13 protein-coding genes and 1 pseudogene are annotated in these 16,723 nt (G+C 67.4%); 8 read left to right on the top strand and 6 right to left on the bottom strand.

Going from position 1 to position 16,723, the window contains the following annotated elements; translation table 11 throughout:
• Positions 1–390: 390 nt before the first annotated feature.
• On the bottom strand, positions 391–1,500 hold the full coding sequence (locus GOALK_RS18010) for a CaiB/BaiF CoA transferase family protein (protein WP_006360264.1): 1,110 nt from the start codon (positions 1,498–1,500) through the stop codon (positions 391–393).
• A gap of 178 nt (positions 1,501–1,678) precedes the next feature.
• Here GOALK_RS18010 and mftE point away from each other — a divergent pair, with 178 nt between their 5' ends.
• The 6 genes and pseudogenes from mftE (at position 1,679) to GOALK_RS17980 (ending at position 7,701) form a co-directional block, all read left to right on the top strand.
• Entirely contained in the window at positions 1,679–2,389 is a 711-nt protein-coding gene (gene mftE / locus GOALK_RS18005) for a mycofactocin biosynthesis peptidyl-dipeptidase MftE (RefSeq protein ID WP_040004325.1), read from the top strand.
• Entirely contained in the window at positions 2,386–4,005 is a 1,620-nt protein-coding gene (mftF, locus tag GOALK_RS18000) for a mycofactocin biosynthesis glycosyltransferase MftF (protein ID WP_006360262.1), read from the top strand. The genes mftE and mftF overlap by 4 nt, the downstream gene beginning before the upstream one ends.
• Positions 4,006–4,054: 49 nt before the next feature.
• Positions 4,055–5,385, top strand: a pseudogene (mftG, locus tag GOALK_RS17995) (mycofactocin system GMC family oxidoreductase MftG).
• 178 nt (positions 5,386–5,563) lie between these two features.
• Positions 5,564–5,995, top strand: coding sequence for a PPOX class F420-dependent oxidoreductase (locus GOALK_RS17990; RefSeq protein WP_006360259.1), 432 nt, complete (start codon positions 5,564–5,566; stop codon positions 5,993–5,995).
• An 88-nt stretch (positions 5,996–6,083) separates the two neighbouring features.
• On the top strand, positions 6,084–6,668 hold the full coding sequence (locus GOALK_RS17985; protein WP_006360258.1) for a hypothetical protein: 585 nt from the start codon (positions 6,084–6,086) through the stop codon (positions 6,666–6,668).
• A 169-nt stretch (positions 6,669–6,837) separates the two neighbouring features.
• Positions 6,838–7,701: an LLM class flavin-dependent oxidoreductase gene (locus GOALK_RS17980; RefSeq protein ID WP_006360257.1), complete on the top strand. Its 864-nt coding sequence runs from the start codon at positions 6,838–6,840 to the stop codon at positions 7,699–7,701.
• Positions 7,702–7,794: 93 nt separating this feature from the next.
• On the opposite strand, the gene GOALK_RS17975 is transcribed toward GOALK_RS17980, so the two are convergent.
• From GOALK_RS17975 to GOALK_RS17960, 4 genes are all read right to left on the bottom strand, one after another.
• On the bottom strand, positions 7,795–9,423 hold the full coding sequence (locus GOALK_RS17975) for an NCS1 family nucleobase:cation symporter-1 (protein WP_006360256.1): 1,629 nt from the start codon (positions 9,421–9,423) through the stop codon (positions 7,795–7,797).
• 158 nt (positions 9,424–9,581) lie between these two features.
• Complete coding sequence (locus GOALK_RS17970; RefSeq protein ID WP_006360255.1) at positions 9,582–10,274, bottom strand: GntR family transcriptional regulator; 693 nt, start codon at positions 10,272–10,274, stop codon at positions 9,582–9,584.
• An 8-nt stretch (positions 10,275–10,282) separates the two neighbouring features.
• A complete protein-coding gene (locus GOALK_RS17965; protein ID WP_006360254.1) occupies positions 10,283–12,196 on the bottom strand; it encodes a S9 family peptidase in 1,914 nt (637 codons plus the stop codon).
• A complete protein-coding gene (locus GOALK_RS17960; protein WP_006360253.1) occupies positions 12,193–13,992 on the bottom strand; it encodes an N-acetylglutaminylglutamine amidotransferase in 1,800 nt (599 codons plus the stop codon). The genes GOALK_RS17965 and GOALK_RS17960 overlap by 4 nt, the downstream gene beginning before the upstream one ends.
• A gap of 249 nt (positions 13,993–14,241) precedes the next feature.
• Here GOALK_RS17960 and GOALK_RS17955 point away from each other — a divergent pair, with 249 nt between their 5' ends.
• Positions 14,242–15,510: a hypothetical protein gene (locus GOALK_RS17955; RefSeq protein ID WP_006360252.1), complete on the top strand. Its 1,269-nt coding sequence runs from the start codon at positions 14,242–14,244 to the stop codon at positions 15,508–15,510.
• Here GOALK_RS17955 and GOALK_RS17950 read toward each other — a convergent pair whose 3' ends face one another.
• Positions 15,511–15,987 (bottom strand): hotdog fold domain-containing protein, encoded by a 477-nt coding sequence (locus GOALK_RS17950; RefSeq protein ID WP_006360251.1) that lies wholly within the window; start codon positions 15,985–15,987, stop codon positions 15,511–15,513.
• 416 nt (positions 15,988–16,403) lie between these two features.
• On the opposite strand from GOALK_RS17950, the gene rpsJ reads away from it, so the two are divergent.
• Positions 16,404–16,709: a 30S ribosomal protein S10 gene (gene rpsJ / locus GOALK_RS17945; protein WP_003938093.1), complete on the top strand. Its 306-nt coding sequence runs from the start codon at positions 16,404–16,406 to the stop codon at positions 16,707–16,709.
• Positions 16,710–16,723: the final 14 nt, after the last annotated feature.

Genomic DNA, 16,723 nt, shown 5'->3' with positions numbered 1-16,723 from the left:
CCTCATAGCGAGTAGTTGCGATGTGAGCCCGAGGATCCCCTCTCACGCGGCCTAATGGATCAGTGCTCATCCATACCGTCACAGGGGCACGACATCCCAGAAGCGTTCTACGAGGCGATCCCGCCCGGCCGGGCCACGGTCTTCGTGTAGAAATCCACCAACCGTTTTCAGGGCCAGCCAGTGGTCACCGACCGGGCAGGCTCACACGACCAGCATCCCCTCCACCACGGAGAAAGATCACCGATCCACCCCCATTAGGGCTGGTGAGGAATTCTCGCCAGGCCTTCGTGGCTCGTCGCTTTCGCTCCTCGCACCTCAGGCAGCGGAGGGGGAGTGGCTCGTCGCTTTCGCTCCTCGCACCTCAGGCAGCAGAGGGGAATACTTGTCGGATCAGGCCCAGAGGGTCTTCGGGTCGACGGCCTCGGTCGAGGGTCCGGCCGGGGTCTCCGGCTGGGTGCGCGAGAATCGCGGAGCGACCTGCGCCTGGGTGACACCGTCGATGTCGACCAGGTTGGCCCGCGCGGCCATGTGCGGATCGGTGGGTGCCTCAGCGAAGGTCAGCACCGGCGAGGTGCAGGCGTCGGTGCCATCGAAGACCTTGGCCCACTCGTCGCGGGTGCGCGACTTGAAGGTCTCGGTGAAGATCTCCTTCAGCTTGCCCCAGTTCGCGATGTCGTTCTGTGCCGGCAGGTCGGCGTCCTCCAAGCCCAGGCCCTTGAGCAGCTCGGCGTAGAACTGCGGCTCGATGGCGCCGACGGCCATGTACTTGCCGTCCGAGGTCTCGTAGACCTCGTAGTAGGGGGCGCCGGTGTCGAGCATGTTGGTGCCGCGGGTGTCGCTCCACAGGCCGGTACCGCGGAACGCCCACATCATCTGTCCCAGAACGGAAGCGCCGTCAACCATGGCGGCGTCGACGACCTGTCCCTTGCCGGAGATGCCGCGCTCGAGCAGAGCGGCGAGCACGCCCACGACGAGGAACATCGATCCGCCGCCGAAGTCGCCGGCGAGGTTGAGCGGCGGCACCGGACGATCGTCCTTGCGGCCGATTGCGTGGAGCAGGCCGGTCAGCGAGATGTAGTTGATGTCGTGGCCGGCGAGGTTGGCACGGGGGCCTTCCTGTCCCCAGCCGGTCATACGGCCGTACACGAGGCCGGGATTGACCTCGGTGAGGTCATCGGGGCCGAAACCGAGACGTTCCATGACGCCGGGGCGGAAACCCTCGATGATGACGTCAGCCTTGGCGACGAGATCGAGGATCGTCGCGCGATCGGTCTCGTCCTTCAGATTGGCCTCGACGACGCGACGGCCGCGCAGCAGCGCGTCAGCGTTCACGCCGGGCTTGGGGAGCGTGCCGGGGCGCTGGACACGGACCACATCGGCACCGAGGTCGGCGAGCAGCATGGCCGCGTGGGGTCCCGGGCCGATACCTGCGAACTCGATGACCCGGATGGAGCTGAGTGGGCCGGGTTTTCCGCTGTTGTGGGGTGTCGTACTGCTCATGTGTCGTCCTCCGGTCGTTGTACCGCCACTGTGTCAGGCGTCACGTGTCACGCAATAGCATTCCATAACCGATCGAACGCTCGTCAATGTGGTCGGCACGACGTTTTCGGCCCGTTTTTCTCGCTGTTTTTGGGCCGAGGGGCAGAAGCTTGGGAGCGTGATGGCTAGCATTGGTCAGATGACAGGACCGTCGACGCTGGGGCAGTGCAGCTGGCCGGACCTCGATGGAAAGGTGATCACTCTCGTGGTACCTCTCGGTTCTGTCGAGCAGCACGGTCCGCACCTGCCTCTGGACACCGACACGCGTATCGCCACGGCAGTGGCCGACGCCGTCTGTGAGTGCCTCGGCGATTCTGACATCCTCCGTGCGCCCGACCTCAATTACGGCGCGAGCGGCGAACATGAGGGCTTTGCCGGGACGATCTCCATCGGTCACGACGCACTGCGCGGGATGCTTGTCGAGTACGGGCGCAGTGCCTGCCGGTGGGCGCGGCGCATCGTGTTCGTGAACGGACACGGCGGCAACACCCGGACCCTGATCGACGCGGTGACCCGCCTCCGGTACGAGGGGCGGGATGCCGCCTGGTTCCCGTGCGCCTTCCCGGGCGCGGACGCACATGCCGGTTTCACGGAAACCTCGGTGCTGCTCCATGTCTCGCCGTCATCGGTCGACACGTCGCGGGCGGTCGCCGGTAATCGTGAGCCGGTCGGCGCGCTTCTCGGTGCCATGCGTGAGGGCGGTGTCGGGGCGGTCAGCCCCAACGGCGTGCTGGGCGATCCCACCGAGGCCTCCGCCGACGAGGGCCGGCGCCTGGTGGCCGAGGTGACCGATCGCCTCGGTGCGGCGCTCGTCTCCTGGCAGGTCGACGACCAGGGGCGACTCGGATGACCGCGCTCGACGATTCGGCCCCTCGCGGCAGTGGTTCGGCCCAGGGCATCAGTGGCGACGACGCGACCGAGGGCAGGGACGTGACCGACAGGAACCCGGCCGATGAGGACACGCTCGGCAGCGAAGCCATCTCTGACGGCGAAACCGTTGGTGTACAGACGGTTTCGGAAGACGAGCCGGGTGACGATGCCGACACCGCGGACGCGGCGTCCTCGGAGAACCGCACCGACCTCCCGGATGGTTTCCAGGTCCAGATCGACCTGCGTTCCGCGCGCGGCGGCGACCTGCGATACCTCGTCGGTGGCTCGCCGACGCGGCTGATGCGGATGTCCGACACCGCGCTGGGGATGACCTCCGACGACGGCCGAATCGAGGTGTGCGACAACGTGACCCGTCGTCTCGCGCGCGCTCTCCTGGATGCCGGGGTCGCCAACCCGCGTCCGATGTTCGGTCCGAAGCCCGCCGACGTCACCGTGGTGATCCCGGTGAAGGACAATCAGGCCGGCGTCGACCGCCTCATCGATGCACTCGATGGTCTGACCGTCGTGGTCGTCGACGACGGATCGGACGTCCCGATCCGCGCCGGCCGACCGGGCGTGAGCGTCATCCGATTCGACGAGAACCGTGGCCCTGCTGCGGCCCGGAATGCCGGAGCAGCCGCTGCCACCACGGATTTCGTGGCCTTCCTCGATTCCGACGTCGTGCCCGACCCGGACTGGCTGACGGTTCTGCTCACCCACTTCTCCGACCCCACCGTGGGGATCGTGGCCCCGCGGATCGTCGGACTCCGGTCCGCCGACCGGTCGTCCTCATTGGCCGAGCGCTACGAGAACGGCTGGTCCTCGCTGGACATGGGTCCCGAGGAGTCCGCGGTCCTGCCGTCCACCCGGGTCCCCTACGTCCCCAGTGCGGCAATTGTCGTGCGGCGCAGTGCATTCTGCGGATTCGACGAGTCGCTCCGGGTCGCCGAGGATGTGGATGCATGCTGGCGTATGCATTCTGCAGGGTGGCGTATTCGATACGACCCGGTCGCGCGGGTGGCGCACGACCATCGCACCGACATGCGGTCGGTGCTGTCCCGGCGATGCTTCTACGGGACCGGAGCGGCCCACCTCGCCGCACGCCACGGAAACCGTGCCGCCCCGCTGGTGATGTCGGTGCCGATGGCCGCGGCCGTCGCCGCCCTGCTGACCCGCACCCGCTTCGGCGCCGCGCTGGCGATGCTCATCCTGACCCATCTCGCGACCCGGCTTCGTAAGCGGCTGGGCGACCTGCCGTCGGCGCCGCTCGTCTCGGCACAACTCACCGGCCGGGCCGCGGGATTCGGACTGCTGCAGGCGGCTGATGCGATCTGCCGGCACTACTGGCCGGTGGCCCTGCTGCTGGCCCTCGTGTCGAGACGGTTCCGAACCCTCGCGATCCAGGTGGCGATCGTCGAGGGGGTGGTGTCCTGGTTCCGGGACCTCCTCGCCGACCCGACGACCCCGCCGGCCCTGGGGCCGTTCCGCTACCTGATGATGCGCCGCCTCGACGACCTCGCCTATGGCGCAGGTCTGTGGCAGGGCGTCATCACCCACCGAGACGCGGAGGCATTGCGCCCGGTCATCTCCCGATGACGTTGCCCCGCAATGCGCACCTGATCCGTCATGTCATGAGCGTGGTGTCATGAGCGCAGATGTGATGAGTGCCGACGTCGTCATCGTCGGTTCGGGGAGCGCCGGTTGTGTCCTCGCGGAGAAGCTGTCGCGGGAACCCGGGCGGGACGTCGTGCTGCTCGAGCGCGGGCCCGGGCGCTGGCCGGGCCCGGAGGAGCGAGACCTCCGACGTCTCCCCATCGGCGACCACGCGCCCTACGCGGTCCGGCACACCACCGATCTCGACGGCCTCACCGCCGCGCGGGGGTGTGCGATCGGGGGCTCCTCCGCGGTCAACGGCGGATACTTCCTGCGCTGGCATCCGGAGGACTTCGCGGACTGGCCGGACAGCTGGGGCCTCGACGCGATCGACGCCGCCTACTCCGAGCTCGACGGGGGTGGGGTGGGGGCACGATGAGTGTCTCACCGGTGTCCGACGACGAACTCGGCGACGCCGGAAGGGCTTTCGAACGGTACTGGTCGGCGCGGACGGCGGTTCGGTCGCTTCGTGACCGCTGGCCGGTGGTCGGCGTGAACCGGGTGCTCGGCAACCGGTCCGGGATGTTGCGCCGGACCGCCGCCGAGGCCTACCTCGATCAGGCCCTCGACCGGCCCAATCTCCGCGTCGTGCCCGACTGTGAGGTCCGACGGCTCGAGGTCGCCGGCCGGCGCCGTGTCACCGGGGTACACACCGAACGATTCACCGTCAGAGCCGGCGAGGTGGTCCTCGCCGGCGGCACACTGGGCACCGCGCAGCTCCTGCTCGCCTCGGACCTCGAGTCGCTCGGCGGGGCCGCATTCCTCGCCGCCGGTGAACACCGCGGACTGGCCGTTTCCTACCGCCGAAAGGAACCGGCCGAGCCCGGCATGGTGCTGCCGACGGTGTTGCACACTGATGACGGTCTCGAGATCCGTTGCTATCGAGACGATTTCGCAACCTACATCGACGGTCTCCCGCGCAGCGGGTCGATGGTCGAGGTGACCGCGATGCACTGGTCGCCGGTGCGGCTGGTCGCCGGCGACGAACGTGTCCGTCTCGAGTTCGGAGAGCCGTCGGCGGAGGCGACCGCCGCGATGCGGGCGGGCGCCGACGAGGTGGTGGAGATGCTGCACTCGTCCGAGTTCGCCGGCATCGTCGTGCAGGACAGCGTCTCGGTGGCCGCGGTGCCGGGGTTCTCGCAGCACGCGTGGGGCACCATGCCGATGGGTGTGCGCACCGACGCACTCGGTGCGGTCCATGGAACCGAGGGTTTGCGGATCGTCGACGGGTCGATCCTGCCGACAGGTGGCCGCAGCGGGCCGCACGCCACGATCATGATGGTGGCCGTCCACATCGGCAACCGATTGTCGGACAAGGGGTGAGCGAGGAACTGTTCGTCTACCCGCGGGACCGTTTCCCTCCCGCGGTGTCTGTTTCCTTCCCGCGGGTGCTGTCCGATAAGCGGGAAGGAATCGGCCACGCGGAAACATCTACTACCCAAAGTCGTCGCCGGCTACTGGAACCGAGAACGTCCGGGTCGGGAACACCTAGGCTGAACACATGTCTGGAACGTCGCTGTCGGATCCCGCGGTCCGGGAATTCCTGGCCTCCGGTACCAAGACCGGCCACCTCGGATACACCGCCGCCGATGGCAGGCCCCTGGTGGTCCCGGTCTGGTTCGTCGTTGACGGCGACCGACTGGCGTTCAACACCGGTGAGACAACCGCGAAAGGACGCGCGCTACAGCGTGATCCGCGCGTGACGATGTCGGTCGACCTGCCAAAGCCGCCGTACGGGTTCGTCCAGGTGCAGGGCCGCGCGGTGGTGACCGAGGACCTCCCCGAAGTCCGACGGATCGCCACGCTGTGCGGCGCGCGATACATGGGTGCCGACCGGGCTGAGGAGTTCGGCGCGCGCAACGGGGTACCGGGTGAACTGGGCGTCTGGATCGAACCGAGCAAGGTCGTCGTGAGTCTCGATGTCACCGCCTGAGCGGTCGGCACCCCGAACACCGTTGCGGCGGCGTGCCTGGCCCACCGCACCGCTCGCGCCCACGCTGCCGAAGCAGTGCTGGGGATTCATGGTCGGGTCGGCCCTGTTCGCTCTCGGCTCGGCACCCGGATTCGGCGATCTCGCCGGCGCCGATGTCGTCAATCTGTGTTACTTCGTCGGCGCGTGGTTCTTCACGGGGGCCGGCCTGATCCAGTTGGTGCGCAGCGCATCGCCCGTCGAGCTGGCGGCATCGATGCCGGGATCGGCAATCCGTGCCGAATGGCTCAGCGCCGCAACCCAAACCGTCGGGACCCTGCTGTTCAACATCTCGACGACGAGCGCCCTGTTCGCCCACACGGTTGCCGGTGAGCGCCACCTCGTGTGGTCTCCCGACGCCGGTGGCTCGGTTGCCTTCCTGATCAGCGGCGCGGTCGCCTTCGCCGCGTACTCCCGGTCGACGGGTCACGGTCTCGACTTCGAGGACCGGCGCTGGTGGTCGGTCCTGATGAATTGGGTGGGGTGTGTCGCGTTCGGGGTGTCGGCCGTCGGTGCCTTCGTCAACAAGGACGGGGTGACAGCCGATGCCATCGCCGCCAACGCCGGGACATTCGTGGGCGCGCTCTGCTTTTTCGTGGCGTCGGCGATCGTGCTGCCGGGAACCCGGCACCGCTGATCCGCGTCGCACGGGAGAACCTGACGACGCCGGCCGGGATCTCCATCGGCGCAAACGGTGCCGGGTTCTCGGCCACCAGTGTCTACGTGACCACGCACGCAGGATCGGTCCTCGAGATCCCCGGCGCGGTCTCGCCGGTCGCCCGCTGAACCGAAGTACAGTGTGAGCCGTGCGCCACGGCATCTGCATCCTCCCCGACCTGACCTGGGAGCAGTCCCGACCCCGGTGGATCCTGGCCGAGGAGATGGGGTTCGACCACGCCTGGACCTACGACCACCTCGTCTGGGGAGGTCTGCCGGACTCGCTGTGGTCGGGTTGCATGCCGCTGCTTTCGGCGGCCGCCGTGGTCACGAGCACCATCCGACTCGGTGCCTTCGTGGTCTCGCCGAATTTCCGTCACCCGGCGGCGTTTTCGCGCGAGGTCGAGACCCTCGTCGACATCTCGGACGGCCGCTTCCTGTTGGGGCTGGGTGTCGGTGGCACACCGGACGACGCCGTGCTCGGGCAGCCTGAACTGACCGTCGGGCAGCGGGTCGACCGATTCCAGGAGTTCGTCGGGCTGCTCGACCGGACCTTGAGCGAGGACCACGTCGACGCGGACGGTTGCTACTTCCGCACCCGGGACATGCGTCTGGGGCGTGGACCGGTACGTGATCGGGTGCCGTTCCTGCTCGCCGGCAACGGTCCGCGCTCGGTGCGGTTCGCTGCCCGTCACGGCGACGCCTGGGTGACCACCGGCCAGGCGGCGGAAAGTCTCGACGAGTGGTTCGCATCTGTCGGACGGGCCGTCGCGGCCCTCGACGGCGAACTGGATCGGCACCCGGGCCGTCGGATCGACCGATACCTCAGCCTCGAGGCCGCACCGCGCAACCCGATCGAGAGTGTCGGCCTGTTCGACGACATGGTCGGCCGCGCAGCCGAACTCGACTTCACCGACGTCATAGTCCCCTGGCCGCGCGACACCGAACCGTACAAGGCGTCGATGGACGTTCTCGAGGCGATCGCGGCGCGCGGGCTCGGTCAGACCCCGTAGACGCGAATCGGGCCGCGGGGAGATCGCGCGGCCCGATCGTTCAGCTGTCATCCTCCCCCGGGATGTGTTGCGGCCGAGGGCGAATCGGTCACGTCAGTTGCCCGGTGCCTCCTCGGTGATGGCACCGGCGACCGCCGGTGCCGGGGCCGGAGCGACGACCGGTTCACCCGCGGCGTCGACCGCGATGTCGGTGGTGGTGTGGGCGGTCGGTGCCGAACCGTGGATCAGGTGGGTGGGAACGAATTTCATGCCGAGCCAGTAGACCGCCATGCCGAGACCGGCGCCGATGAACCAGGTGAAGCTGGCCTGGTAGGCGGTGCCGAAGATGACGACACAGATCGGCAGGATGGAGGCGACGATGGTCGAGCCCACGGCGACCGGGTTCCAGCCGTTGCGGTACCAGTAGGTGCCCTCCGGCTTCATGGTGAACAGGTCGTCGATGACGATCTTCTGCTTCTTGACCAGGTAGAAATCGGCGATCAGGATGCCGAACAGTGGACCGATCACGGCGCCGAGCGTGTCCATCGTGTAGTGGATCGCGGTGGGGTTGTTGAAGAGATTCCACGGGGTGATCAGGACCGAACCGACGGCGGCGATCATTCCTCCGGTGCGCCAGCTGATCTTGGTGGGGGCCACATTCGAGAAGTCGAAGGCGGGGGACACGAAGTTGGCGACGATGTTGATGCCGATCGTGGCGATGGCGAAGGTCAGCACACCGAGCACCGCGGCGGTGGTGTTGTCGATCTTGTCGACGATGTGGACCGGATCGGTGATGATGTTGCCGTCTGCGTCGGTGCCGATCACCGTCACCGCCGCCGAGACGGTACACACGACGAGCAGCGAGAAGAACAGGAAGTTGACCGGCAGGCCCCAGAAGTTGCCCTTCTTCACCTCGCCGAAAGTCTTTCCGTAGCGGGAGAAGTCGCCGAAGTTGAGCATCGGGCCGGAGAAGTAGGAGACCACCAGCGCGAACGCGCTGATCATCATCGTGATCGACGACCATCCGGTGAGACCGTCACCCACCGACAGATCGAGGCTCACGTTGTCCCACCCCGCCTTGGCGATCAGGTAACCGGCGAGCGCGATCATCACGACATAGACAGCGGGACCGCAGAAGTCGATGAACTTGCGGATGGTGTCCATGCCGTTCCAGAACACGAACGCCTGCAGGATCCACATCAGGAGGAAGCCGGCCCAGCCGAGAACCGACAGTCCCAGGAACCCGTGCTGGTCGACGTCGCCCCAGGGCTCGAGACCCGGCCAGAACTTCAGCGCCAGCAGACCGAAGGCGACCGAGGCGAGGTAGGTCTGGATGCCGTACCAGACGACCGCGATCGCGCCGCGGATGATCGCCGGGATGTTGGCGCCCTTGACGCCGAAGGACACCCGCGTCGTGACCGGGTACGGGACGCCGGCGACCTGCGAGGGCTTGGCGACGAGGTTGCAGAGGATGTTGACGGCCACGATGCCGACCAGGAGGGCGACGAGAACCTGCCAGGCGGCGATGCCCAGCGCGAACAGACTGCCGGCGAAGACGTAACCGCCGACGCTGTGCACGTCGGACATCCAGAACGCGAAGATGTTGTACCAGGTCCACTTCTGTTCTTTCAGTGGAGCGAGATCGGTGTTGGTGAGCCGGTCGTCGTAGCCGGCCTTGATGACGCTCTCGCCCGCGGCGCCGTGATGCGACTGTGCCGCCTCGGCAGGGGTCGGTGTGAACATGTGGTCTCCTGGTCATGTCTTTCAGCGTGAAAACCGCTCTCAGGTGCGGAAATGCTGATGGGACCAAAGTAGGAACGGTTTGTTACCTGGTGATGAACGCGCAAATATATTCCGCTGGGCACATCGACGGATGCCCGATTCGACGGTCCCGGGATGGGTCAGTCGTGGCGGACGTCGAGGAGATCGGCCGCTTCGACGATCGCGCTTTCGAGCCGCTGGTGGTGCCGGCGTGCGACCTCGAGAACCGCCGGGGTGTCGCGGTCGGCGAAGGCGTCGAGGAGGTCTTCGTGGTCGGTGTTGAGTGCGGCCTGGGTCTCTGAGGTCACCGCCCGCATCATCTGGAAGGGTTCGGTGAGGTTCCAGGTCGCCTCGAACATGTTGAGCAGTCGCGGCATCGCGCACGGGGTGGTGAGGGCGCGGTGGAACTCGCGGGACACATCGTGGAATGCCTTGCCGTCGTTGTACTTCACCGCGACGAGGAGTTCGGCGTGACGGTCCCGGGCGATCTGCAGTGCGGACTCGTCGATGAGCTCGACCGCTCGGGTGAGAGCGGCCTGTTCGAGGGTTCCACGGACGAAGTAGATCTCGCGGAGCTCGTCGGTGGACGGTTGGCTGACGTGGTACCCGGCGTTGGGTCGATGGACGACAAGACCCTCGCCGACGAGGGTCTTCAGCGCTTCGCGCACCGGTATCGGACTGACCTGGAAGGCGTCGGCGATCTCGGCGGGCGGGATCTGGGTGCCCGGGGGTGCGCCACCGGACAGGATCAGCCGGCGGAGTTCCTCGAGCACGTTGGCACGCTCGTTGCCGGTGCGGGTGTCCGCCAGCTGCGCGAGCAACCGGTCGGTCATCCGCCGGTTCATCGCATCACCCCGGGTCGCGTCGGGTACCTGGCGATCCACTCGGCGACGGCCTCGGTCAGCCGATGCTGGTTGCTGCGCTTGACGATCTCGTGACCCTCGTCGTCGAACATCAGCATCTCGGCGACCGCGCCGCGGGCCTGTAGTTCGGCGACGATCTGTTGGGACTCGCTGACCGGCACGTTGGTGTCGTGTGCGCCGTGCACCACGAGCAGCGGTGCCCGCATGGCGTCGATGCGGTGGATGGGGGACAGATCGGCGAGCAGTTCGCGGTCCGAGTCGGGATGGCCGTACTTGGTGTAGGCGGCGACGGCGATCCACGGTTCGGTGTTGCGGAAGAACGACTCGAGGTCACTCATGCCGCAGATGGCGATGCCGGCTGCGAACAGGTCGGGGTGGAAGGTCAGGCAGGCCAGGGTCAGGTAGCCGCCGTAGGAACGGCCGGAGCAGTACACCGCGTCCGGATCGGCGATTCCCTGGCGGCACAGGAACTCCGCGCAGTCGGCGGCATCGTCGATACCCGCGTAGCGGCCGTACCGGTCGTCGGCGTGGGAGAACAACCGGCCGTAGCCCGACGAGCCGCGGACGTTGGGGGCGAAGACGGTGATCCCGGCGTCGACGAGGGGACCGAACAGGAACTGGTAGTCGGGCCGCGTCTGGCCCTCGGGTCCGCCGTGGAAGTAGAGCAGCGTCGGGCCGGGCCGCTCGTCGCGGTTCTCCTTCGCGGGTCGGTAGAGAAAGCCGGAGAGCGGCATGCCGTCTCGCGCGAAGAACTCCACGAGCTCGGGGCGGAGAAGACTCGACGGGCCCGCGCCGGGCACTACGTCGTCGCGGACGGGCGTCACCGACCGGTTCGCGACGTCGATCAGGTGGACGAGCGGGGAATGCTGCGGGCTCGACACCGTCACCGACACCACCGAACCAGCTGCGCTGATCGACAGGTCATGGGCAACCTCGCCGGGGAGATCGATCGGCGGGTGCAGCGTCTGGTCGGGCAGCGTCAGGATCTGCAACTGGCTGCGGCCCTTCACATTCCACAAGAGGGCGACGGTGGACTGGTCGTGGCTGACGGCGAACTCGTCGAGCCCGATGTCGACGCGCTGCGCCATCACCCGGAACCGCACGCCGAACTTGCTCACCTCGACGCCGAGGAGACGGGGGAACTTCGCGTCGAAGTCGCTGCGCACCAGGGCCTGGACGCTGTCGAGGTCGCGGGTGGGTTCGTTGGGTGCGGGGACGAAGACCAGTGACGGGTGATCGAAACCCTGGTCGAGGACATACCCCTGGTCGGTGACGGCGCCGGGATCCTGGGGGAGCAGCGGCGTCATCGTGACCTCGTCGTCGGGCGCGTCGGGACGGCGGCGGATCAGCAGCATGTCGTGATAGCCGCGCGGGCCGACACGGACGAGCGTCGCACCCTTCCAGGAATCGATCAGTTCGCTGCCGACGCGCAGGTCGAGGGTTTGGGTGGTCTGGGTCCCGGGGTGGACGCGCAACGCATGCGTGGTGCCGTCGTGGTCGATCGCGGTGAGCAGCACCCAGTCGGTGTCCCAGCCGACGAGGCGGACGGTCCCGTAGGACCGGCCGTCCGGCCGGGTGGCCGCGATCCGGTGCGCGGTGTCGTCGTCGGGGTCGGTGGTGACGACCCAGACCTGGTGGTGCTCACCGCCACCGGGCGCCATCTCCACGGCCAGCCACCGGCTGTCGGTGGAGTGCACGATCTTGCGGACCGGGCCGGTGGACCGCAGCTTGACCCATCGCAGGTCACCGACACCGTCCCGGGACAGCGAACGTTGCGCGGCACGCGGATACCCGTTGCCGTCGTCGACGATGTAGGCGAACGCACTCCCGTCGGGGGAGAGTGAGGCGCCGTATGTCTTCCAACCGCGGTCGTCGAAACGCAGGGCGGTCACCGTCGGGCGTTCGCTTCCATCGTCTGGAGCCACATCTCGAGGAGCGCGACCTGCCAGAGCTCGTTGCCGTCGAGGCGCGTGCGGATGCCGTTGGGGTCACCGAAGAGCTTGTCGAGCGCCTCGGGCCGGTAGAGCCCGCGGTCGACGGCGGACTGCGACCGGAGGGTGTCGTTGACGAGGTCGAGCACCCCGCCGGTCAGGTGGCGGATGCCGGGCACCGGGAAGTAGCCCTTGGTCCGGTCGATCACCGCCGACGGCAGGAGCGCCCGGCTCGCCTCCTTGAGAACGCCCTTGCCCCCGTGCGCGAGTTTGAGTTCGGCCGGGCACGTGGCGGCGAGTTCGACGAACTCGTGGTCGAGGAAGGGCACGCGGGCCTCGAGCCCCCACGCCATAGTCATCGTGTCGACGCGCTTGACCGGGTCGTCGACGAGCATGACGGTGGTGTCGAGGCGCAGGGCCGCGTCGACCGAGGTGTCGGCCCCCGGTGCCGACTGGTGTGCCTGGGCGAAGGCGAAACTGGGGTCGTAGCCGGCCTCGAGGAGGTACTCGTCGGCAAGGATGCTGCGGATGTCGGCGTCGTCACGGTCGAAGAAGACGTTCGCGTAGGCACGGGTCGTGTCCCGGCGCGGCACGCCGCGCAGCGGCGGATACCAGCTGTAGCCGCCGAGGATCTCGTCGGCGCCCTGTCCGGACTGGACCACCTTGATGGACTTGCTGACCTCCTGCGACAGGAGGTAGAAGGCCACACAGTCGTGACTTACCATCGGCTCGCCCATCGCCGCGACGGTGTCGGGGATGGCGGGCAGCAACCGGTCGGTGCCGATGTGGATCTTGTGATGATCCGTCGCGAAGGTGTCGGCGATCAGATCGGAGTAGGCGTACTCGTCGCCGGATTCGCCCGCGGCCGAGTCGAATCCGATGCTGAAGGTGGCCAGGTCGGTCTGTCCCTGTTCGGCGAGCAATGCCACGACGAGTGACGAGTCGACGCCGCCGGACAGGAGCACGCCGACCGGGACGTCGGCGACCATGCGGCGCTTCACCGAGGTGCGTAGCGAGTCCAGGAGTTCGGCATGCCATCGCTGCTCGTCCCAGTCCGCGCGGTCGGGGTGGGCCTCGAAGCTCGGCTCCCAGTACTTCCGCTCGGTGCGCCGACCGTCGGGGTGGATGACCATGACCGTGGCCGGGGGCAGCTTGCGGATGCCGTTGTAGATGGTGTGCGGGGCCGGGACCACCGCGTGGAAGCTGAAATAGTGATGCAGCGCAACACGATCGATCGACGTGTCGACGTCACCGGCACGGAGCAGAGCCTGGACCGACGACGCGAAGCGCAACCGGCCCGGGGTGTCGGCCAGGTAGAGGGGCTTGATGCCGAGACGGTCGCGACCGAGGGTCACCACGCCGGTGTCGGTGTCGACGATCGCGAACGCGAACATGCCGATGAAATGGTCCACGCAGTCGGGCCCCCAGGCGTGGAAGGCCTTCAGGATCACCTCGCTGTCGGCGTGGGAGAAGAAGGAGTAACCCTTCCCCTCGAGTTCGGCCCGCAGCTCGTGATGGTTGTAGATGCAGCCGTTGAAGACGAGCGCCAGTCCCAGGGCCGGGTCGATCATCGGCTGGCTGCCCTTCTCGGACAGGTCGATGATCTTCAGGCGCCGATGCCCGAGAGCGACAGACCCTTTCGCGAAGACACCGCTCCCGTCGGGCCCTCGGCGCGTCATCTCGCAGGTCATCGCGTCGACGGTCGACACGTCGGGCACGCTGCCGTCGAAACGGATCTCGCCGCAGATTCCGCACATGATTCCTGTCCTCCTGCTCGGTGCCGCCTGTCGGTCGGTTCCCGGTCGATACCGTCCCTCTTCGATACTGCCGCACTTCAAGGCGGACCCCGTGGCCCTGCCTCGCTCCGGGGAGGGGCGGCGTCGACGGCGGGGTCATCTCTCACCCTATGAGCATCGCCGCCGGGAGGCAGGCCCAGACGTCTCGCCGAAATGGGCCGACACCGGTCGAGCAGTGGCTACGATCGCGGCGAGGCGGAGGGAGGGTCATTGTTCACACAGGTCAAGCATCATGTCGGAACAATTCTCGCTGTGGTCGTGGGCGTCGTGCTCGCGGTGGCGGCGGCCGCCGGCCCGGTGCCGGCCTCGGCAGCCCCTCAGGGCTACGCGCCGGGCCCGGGGTGTGCGTGGCAACTGATGTCCAACAGCACCGACCTCAATGTCGCCTTCCCCGATGCCAATGCGACCTACTGGGTCCTGCCGTACGCGCTCGGACCGGGCGACTCGATCCGTCTGTCGGGGACGTTCCCGGCCGCCCGGTACTTCTCGCTCAACACCTACGGCACCGACCTCGACACGGTCGACACGCTGCGTGACAACCAGATCCGGCCCGATGCGGGCAGCGTCAACCCCTTCGCCTCGCCTGCGGTGAGACCGCCCGCGTCGAAACGCGCCTGGCATGCGACGGTCGTGCCCGGTGCCGCCGACGACTCGCGCAACGAGATCCGCGGACTCCCAGCCGGTGGTCAGAGCGTGCCTGTCGGCTTCCTCATCGTGCGGGTCTACGTGCCCGACGACCCGGACTCCCCGAACGGTGGAGTTCCCCTGCCGAACGTGACCTTCTCGATCGCCGGCCAGAAGATCCCCGTCGCGCCGTGCGCGCAACCGTTCAACCCGCGCAACTACAACGGACCGATCGCACAGACCCTCACCGAGGTCTTCGACGACGCGATCGGCAACGCCGCATCGGCCTCGCTCCCCGGCAACGCGAAGGAGGCGACCTTCGTGAACCCGGCGAGCACGTCGGGCCTCTTCCCCAACGGCGACAACAAGTACATCGGCTCGCTGCTCAATTATCAGCCCGGCCGCGTCGCAGTGATTCGCGGCAAGGCGCCGAACTTCCCCGACAGTCGGGCCGGGCAGTCGCCGGCCACCCCGGGGGAACAGCTCCGGTACTGGTCGATGTGCCAGAACGACAAGGTGACGCCCTACCCGGTGGTCGCGTGTGCGGCCGACTACGCGACCCGGATCGACGCCGACGGCTACTACACCTATGTGGTCGCGGCACCGTCGGACCTGACCGCTGCACAGGTGGCCGGCTCCGATCTGACCGTCATCCCGTGGGGCAGCACGACGGTCCCGAAGGTGGTGTTCCTCCGCAACATGTTGCCGTCGGCGGAGTTCTATCCGAACAGCGTGCAGGCGTCGCAGGCGAACAAGACCGACCCCGCGTCGACGATGGGTCCTTACTATCCGCGCGCGACCTTCTGTTCGGCGGAGACGGTGCGCACCGCCGGATGGCAGGCCTGCTACCGGTAGCTACTTGGGCGTCACCCAGGTGGTGATGTCGCAGTGGACGACCTCGACCCCCTTGGTGTCGACGATGCTCACCGACACTGTGACGTCGGTGCCCTCGGTGATGGTGGCAAGGTCGATCGGCTCGGCGAGACGGGCTTCGGCGGTGAGTCGGGTGGTGGCCTTTGCCAGGTACCGCGTCTCCATCGCCTTCGGGATCCAGCGATGCGACGTCGGGGTCGTCGCTTCCATCAGCACACCCATCGCGGCCTCGGCAAGGTTGCACGCGGCAATCGCGTGGAAGGTGCCGATGTGGTTGTGCACGCCGAACCAGTTGGGTGCGGTGACCCTGGCGTAACCGGGCTCCATCTCCTGGACGAGAGGGAAGACGGTCCCGAAGTACGGGGCCTTGGCCACCAGGCCGAGTGAGAACAGCACGTTCCCGAGGGCGTTGTCGGGGAGCTTCTTGCGCAGGGCGTAGGTGGAGCTGGTGGAAGACATGCGCGTATATTACTCGCGAGTCAGTTTGCGGTGTGGACCCGAGTCCCCGGGTGTGACGAGGTCGGATTTGAATCGGCACCCGCCTCTGTTGCATACTTGTCGGGTTGCCTTGACCGGCAGACGCACGTCGCACTCTGTGCCGACACCGCCGAAGTGGTCAGGTGAATGACTCCCAGGCCCGGTTGACGGGGAATGGGCGTGTAACGCGTGCGCCGGATCAGGTTCACGGACTCGACACGCCCGACCGCGGGTGCCGGAGCAAACCGGTTCGTTCCAGAGACGAGCCAACGTACAACGACAGATGAACAGCGTCGATTGCCGAATCTCACACGGCGGTCATGTGCTCAGCCGGCGAGAGCCTGCCCTGGTCACGCGGTGTTTGTCTGTCGAGAACAACTGACGGAAGAGGACACAGCGTGGCGGGACAGAAGATCCGCATCAGGCTCAAGGCCTACGACCACGAGGCGATCGACGCTTCGGCGCGCAAGATCGTGGAGACCGTGACCCGTACGGGTGCACGCGTCGTTGGCCCGGTGCCGTTGCCCACCGAGAAGAACGTGTACTGCGTCATCCGTTCGCCGCACAAGTACAAGGACAGCCGCGAACATTTCGAGATGCGTACCCACAAGCGACTCATCGACATCCTCGACCCGACCCCGAAGACGGTCGACGCGCTCATGCGCATCGACCTGCCGGCCAGTGTCGACGTCAACATCCAGTAGGACGGGGGCGAGAT

The sequence above is a fragment of the Gordonia alkanivorans NBRC 16433 genome (assembly GCF_000225505.1).
GTDB classification, from domain to species: domain Bacteria; phylum Actinomycetota; class Actinomycetes; order Mycobacteriales; family Mycobacteriaceae; genus Gordonia; species Gordonia alkanivorans.
This window is presented reverse-complemented; position numbering and strand designations above follow the sequence as displayed.

Bases quoted from the DNA above. Each gene is read 5' to 3' on its own strand.
- GOALK_RS18010 (WP_006360264.1), bottom strand. From the start codon at position 1,500: ATGAGCAGTACGACACCCCACAACAGCGGAAAACCCGGCCCACTCAGC.
- GOALK_RS17960 (WP_006360253.1), bottom strand. From the start codon at position 13,992: ATGTGCGGAATCTGCGGCGAGATCCGTTTCGACGGCAGCGTGCCCGAC.
- GOALK_RS17990 (WP_006360259.1), top strand. From the start codon at position 5,564: ATGTCTGGAACGTCGCTGTCGGATCCCGCGGTCCGGGAATTCCTGGCC.
- mftF (WP_006360262.1), top strand. From the start codon at position 2,386: ATGACCGCGCTCGACGATTCGGCCCCTCGCGGCAGTGGTTCGGCCCAG.
- GOALK_RS17985 (WP_006360258.1), top strand. From the start codon at position 6,084: ATGGTCGGGTCGGCCCTGTTCGCTCTCGGCTCGGCACCCGGATTCGGC.
- mftE (WP_040004325.1), top strand. From the start codon at position 1,679: ATGACAGGACCGTCGACGCTGGGGCAGTGCAGCTGGCCGGACCTCGAT.
- GOALK_RS17975 (WP_006360256.1), bottom strand. From the start codon at position 9,423: ATGTTCACACCGACCCCTGCCGAGGCGGCACAGTCGCATCACGGCGCC.
- GOALK_RS17950 (WP_006360251.1), bottom strand. From the start codon at position 15,987: ATGTCTTCCACCAGCTCCACCTACGCCCTGCGCAAGAAGCTCCCCGAC.
- GOALK_RS17970 (WP_006360255.1), bottom strand. From the start codon at position 10,274: ATGACCGACCGGTTGCTCGCGCAGCTGGCGGACACCCGCACCGGCAAC.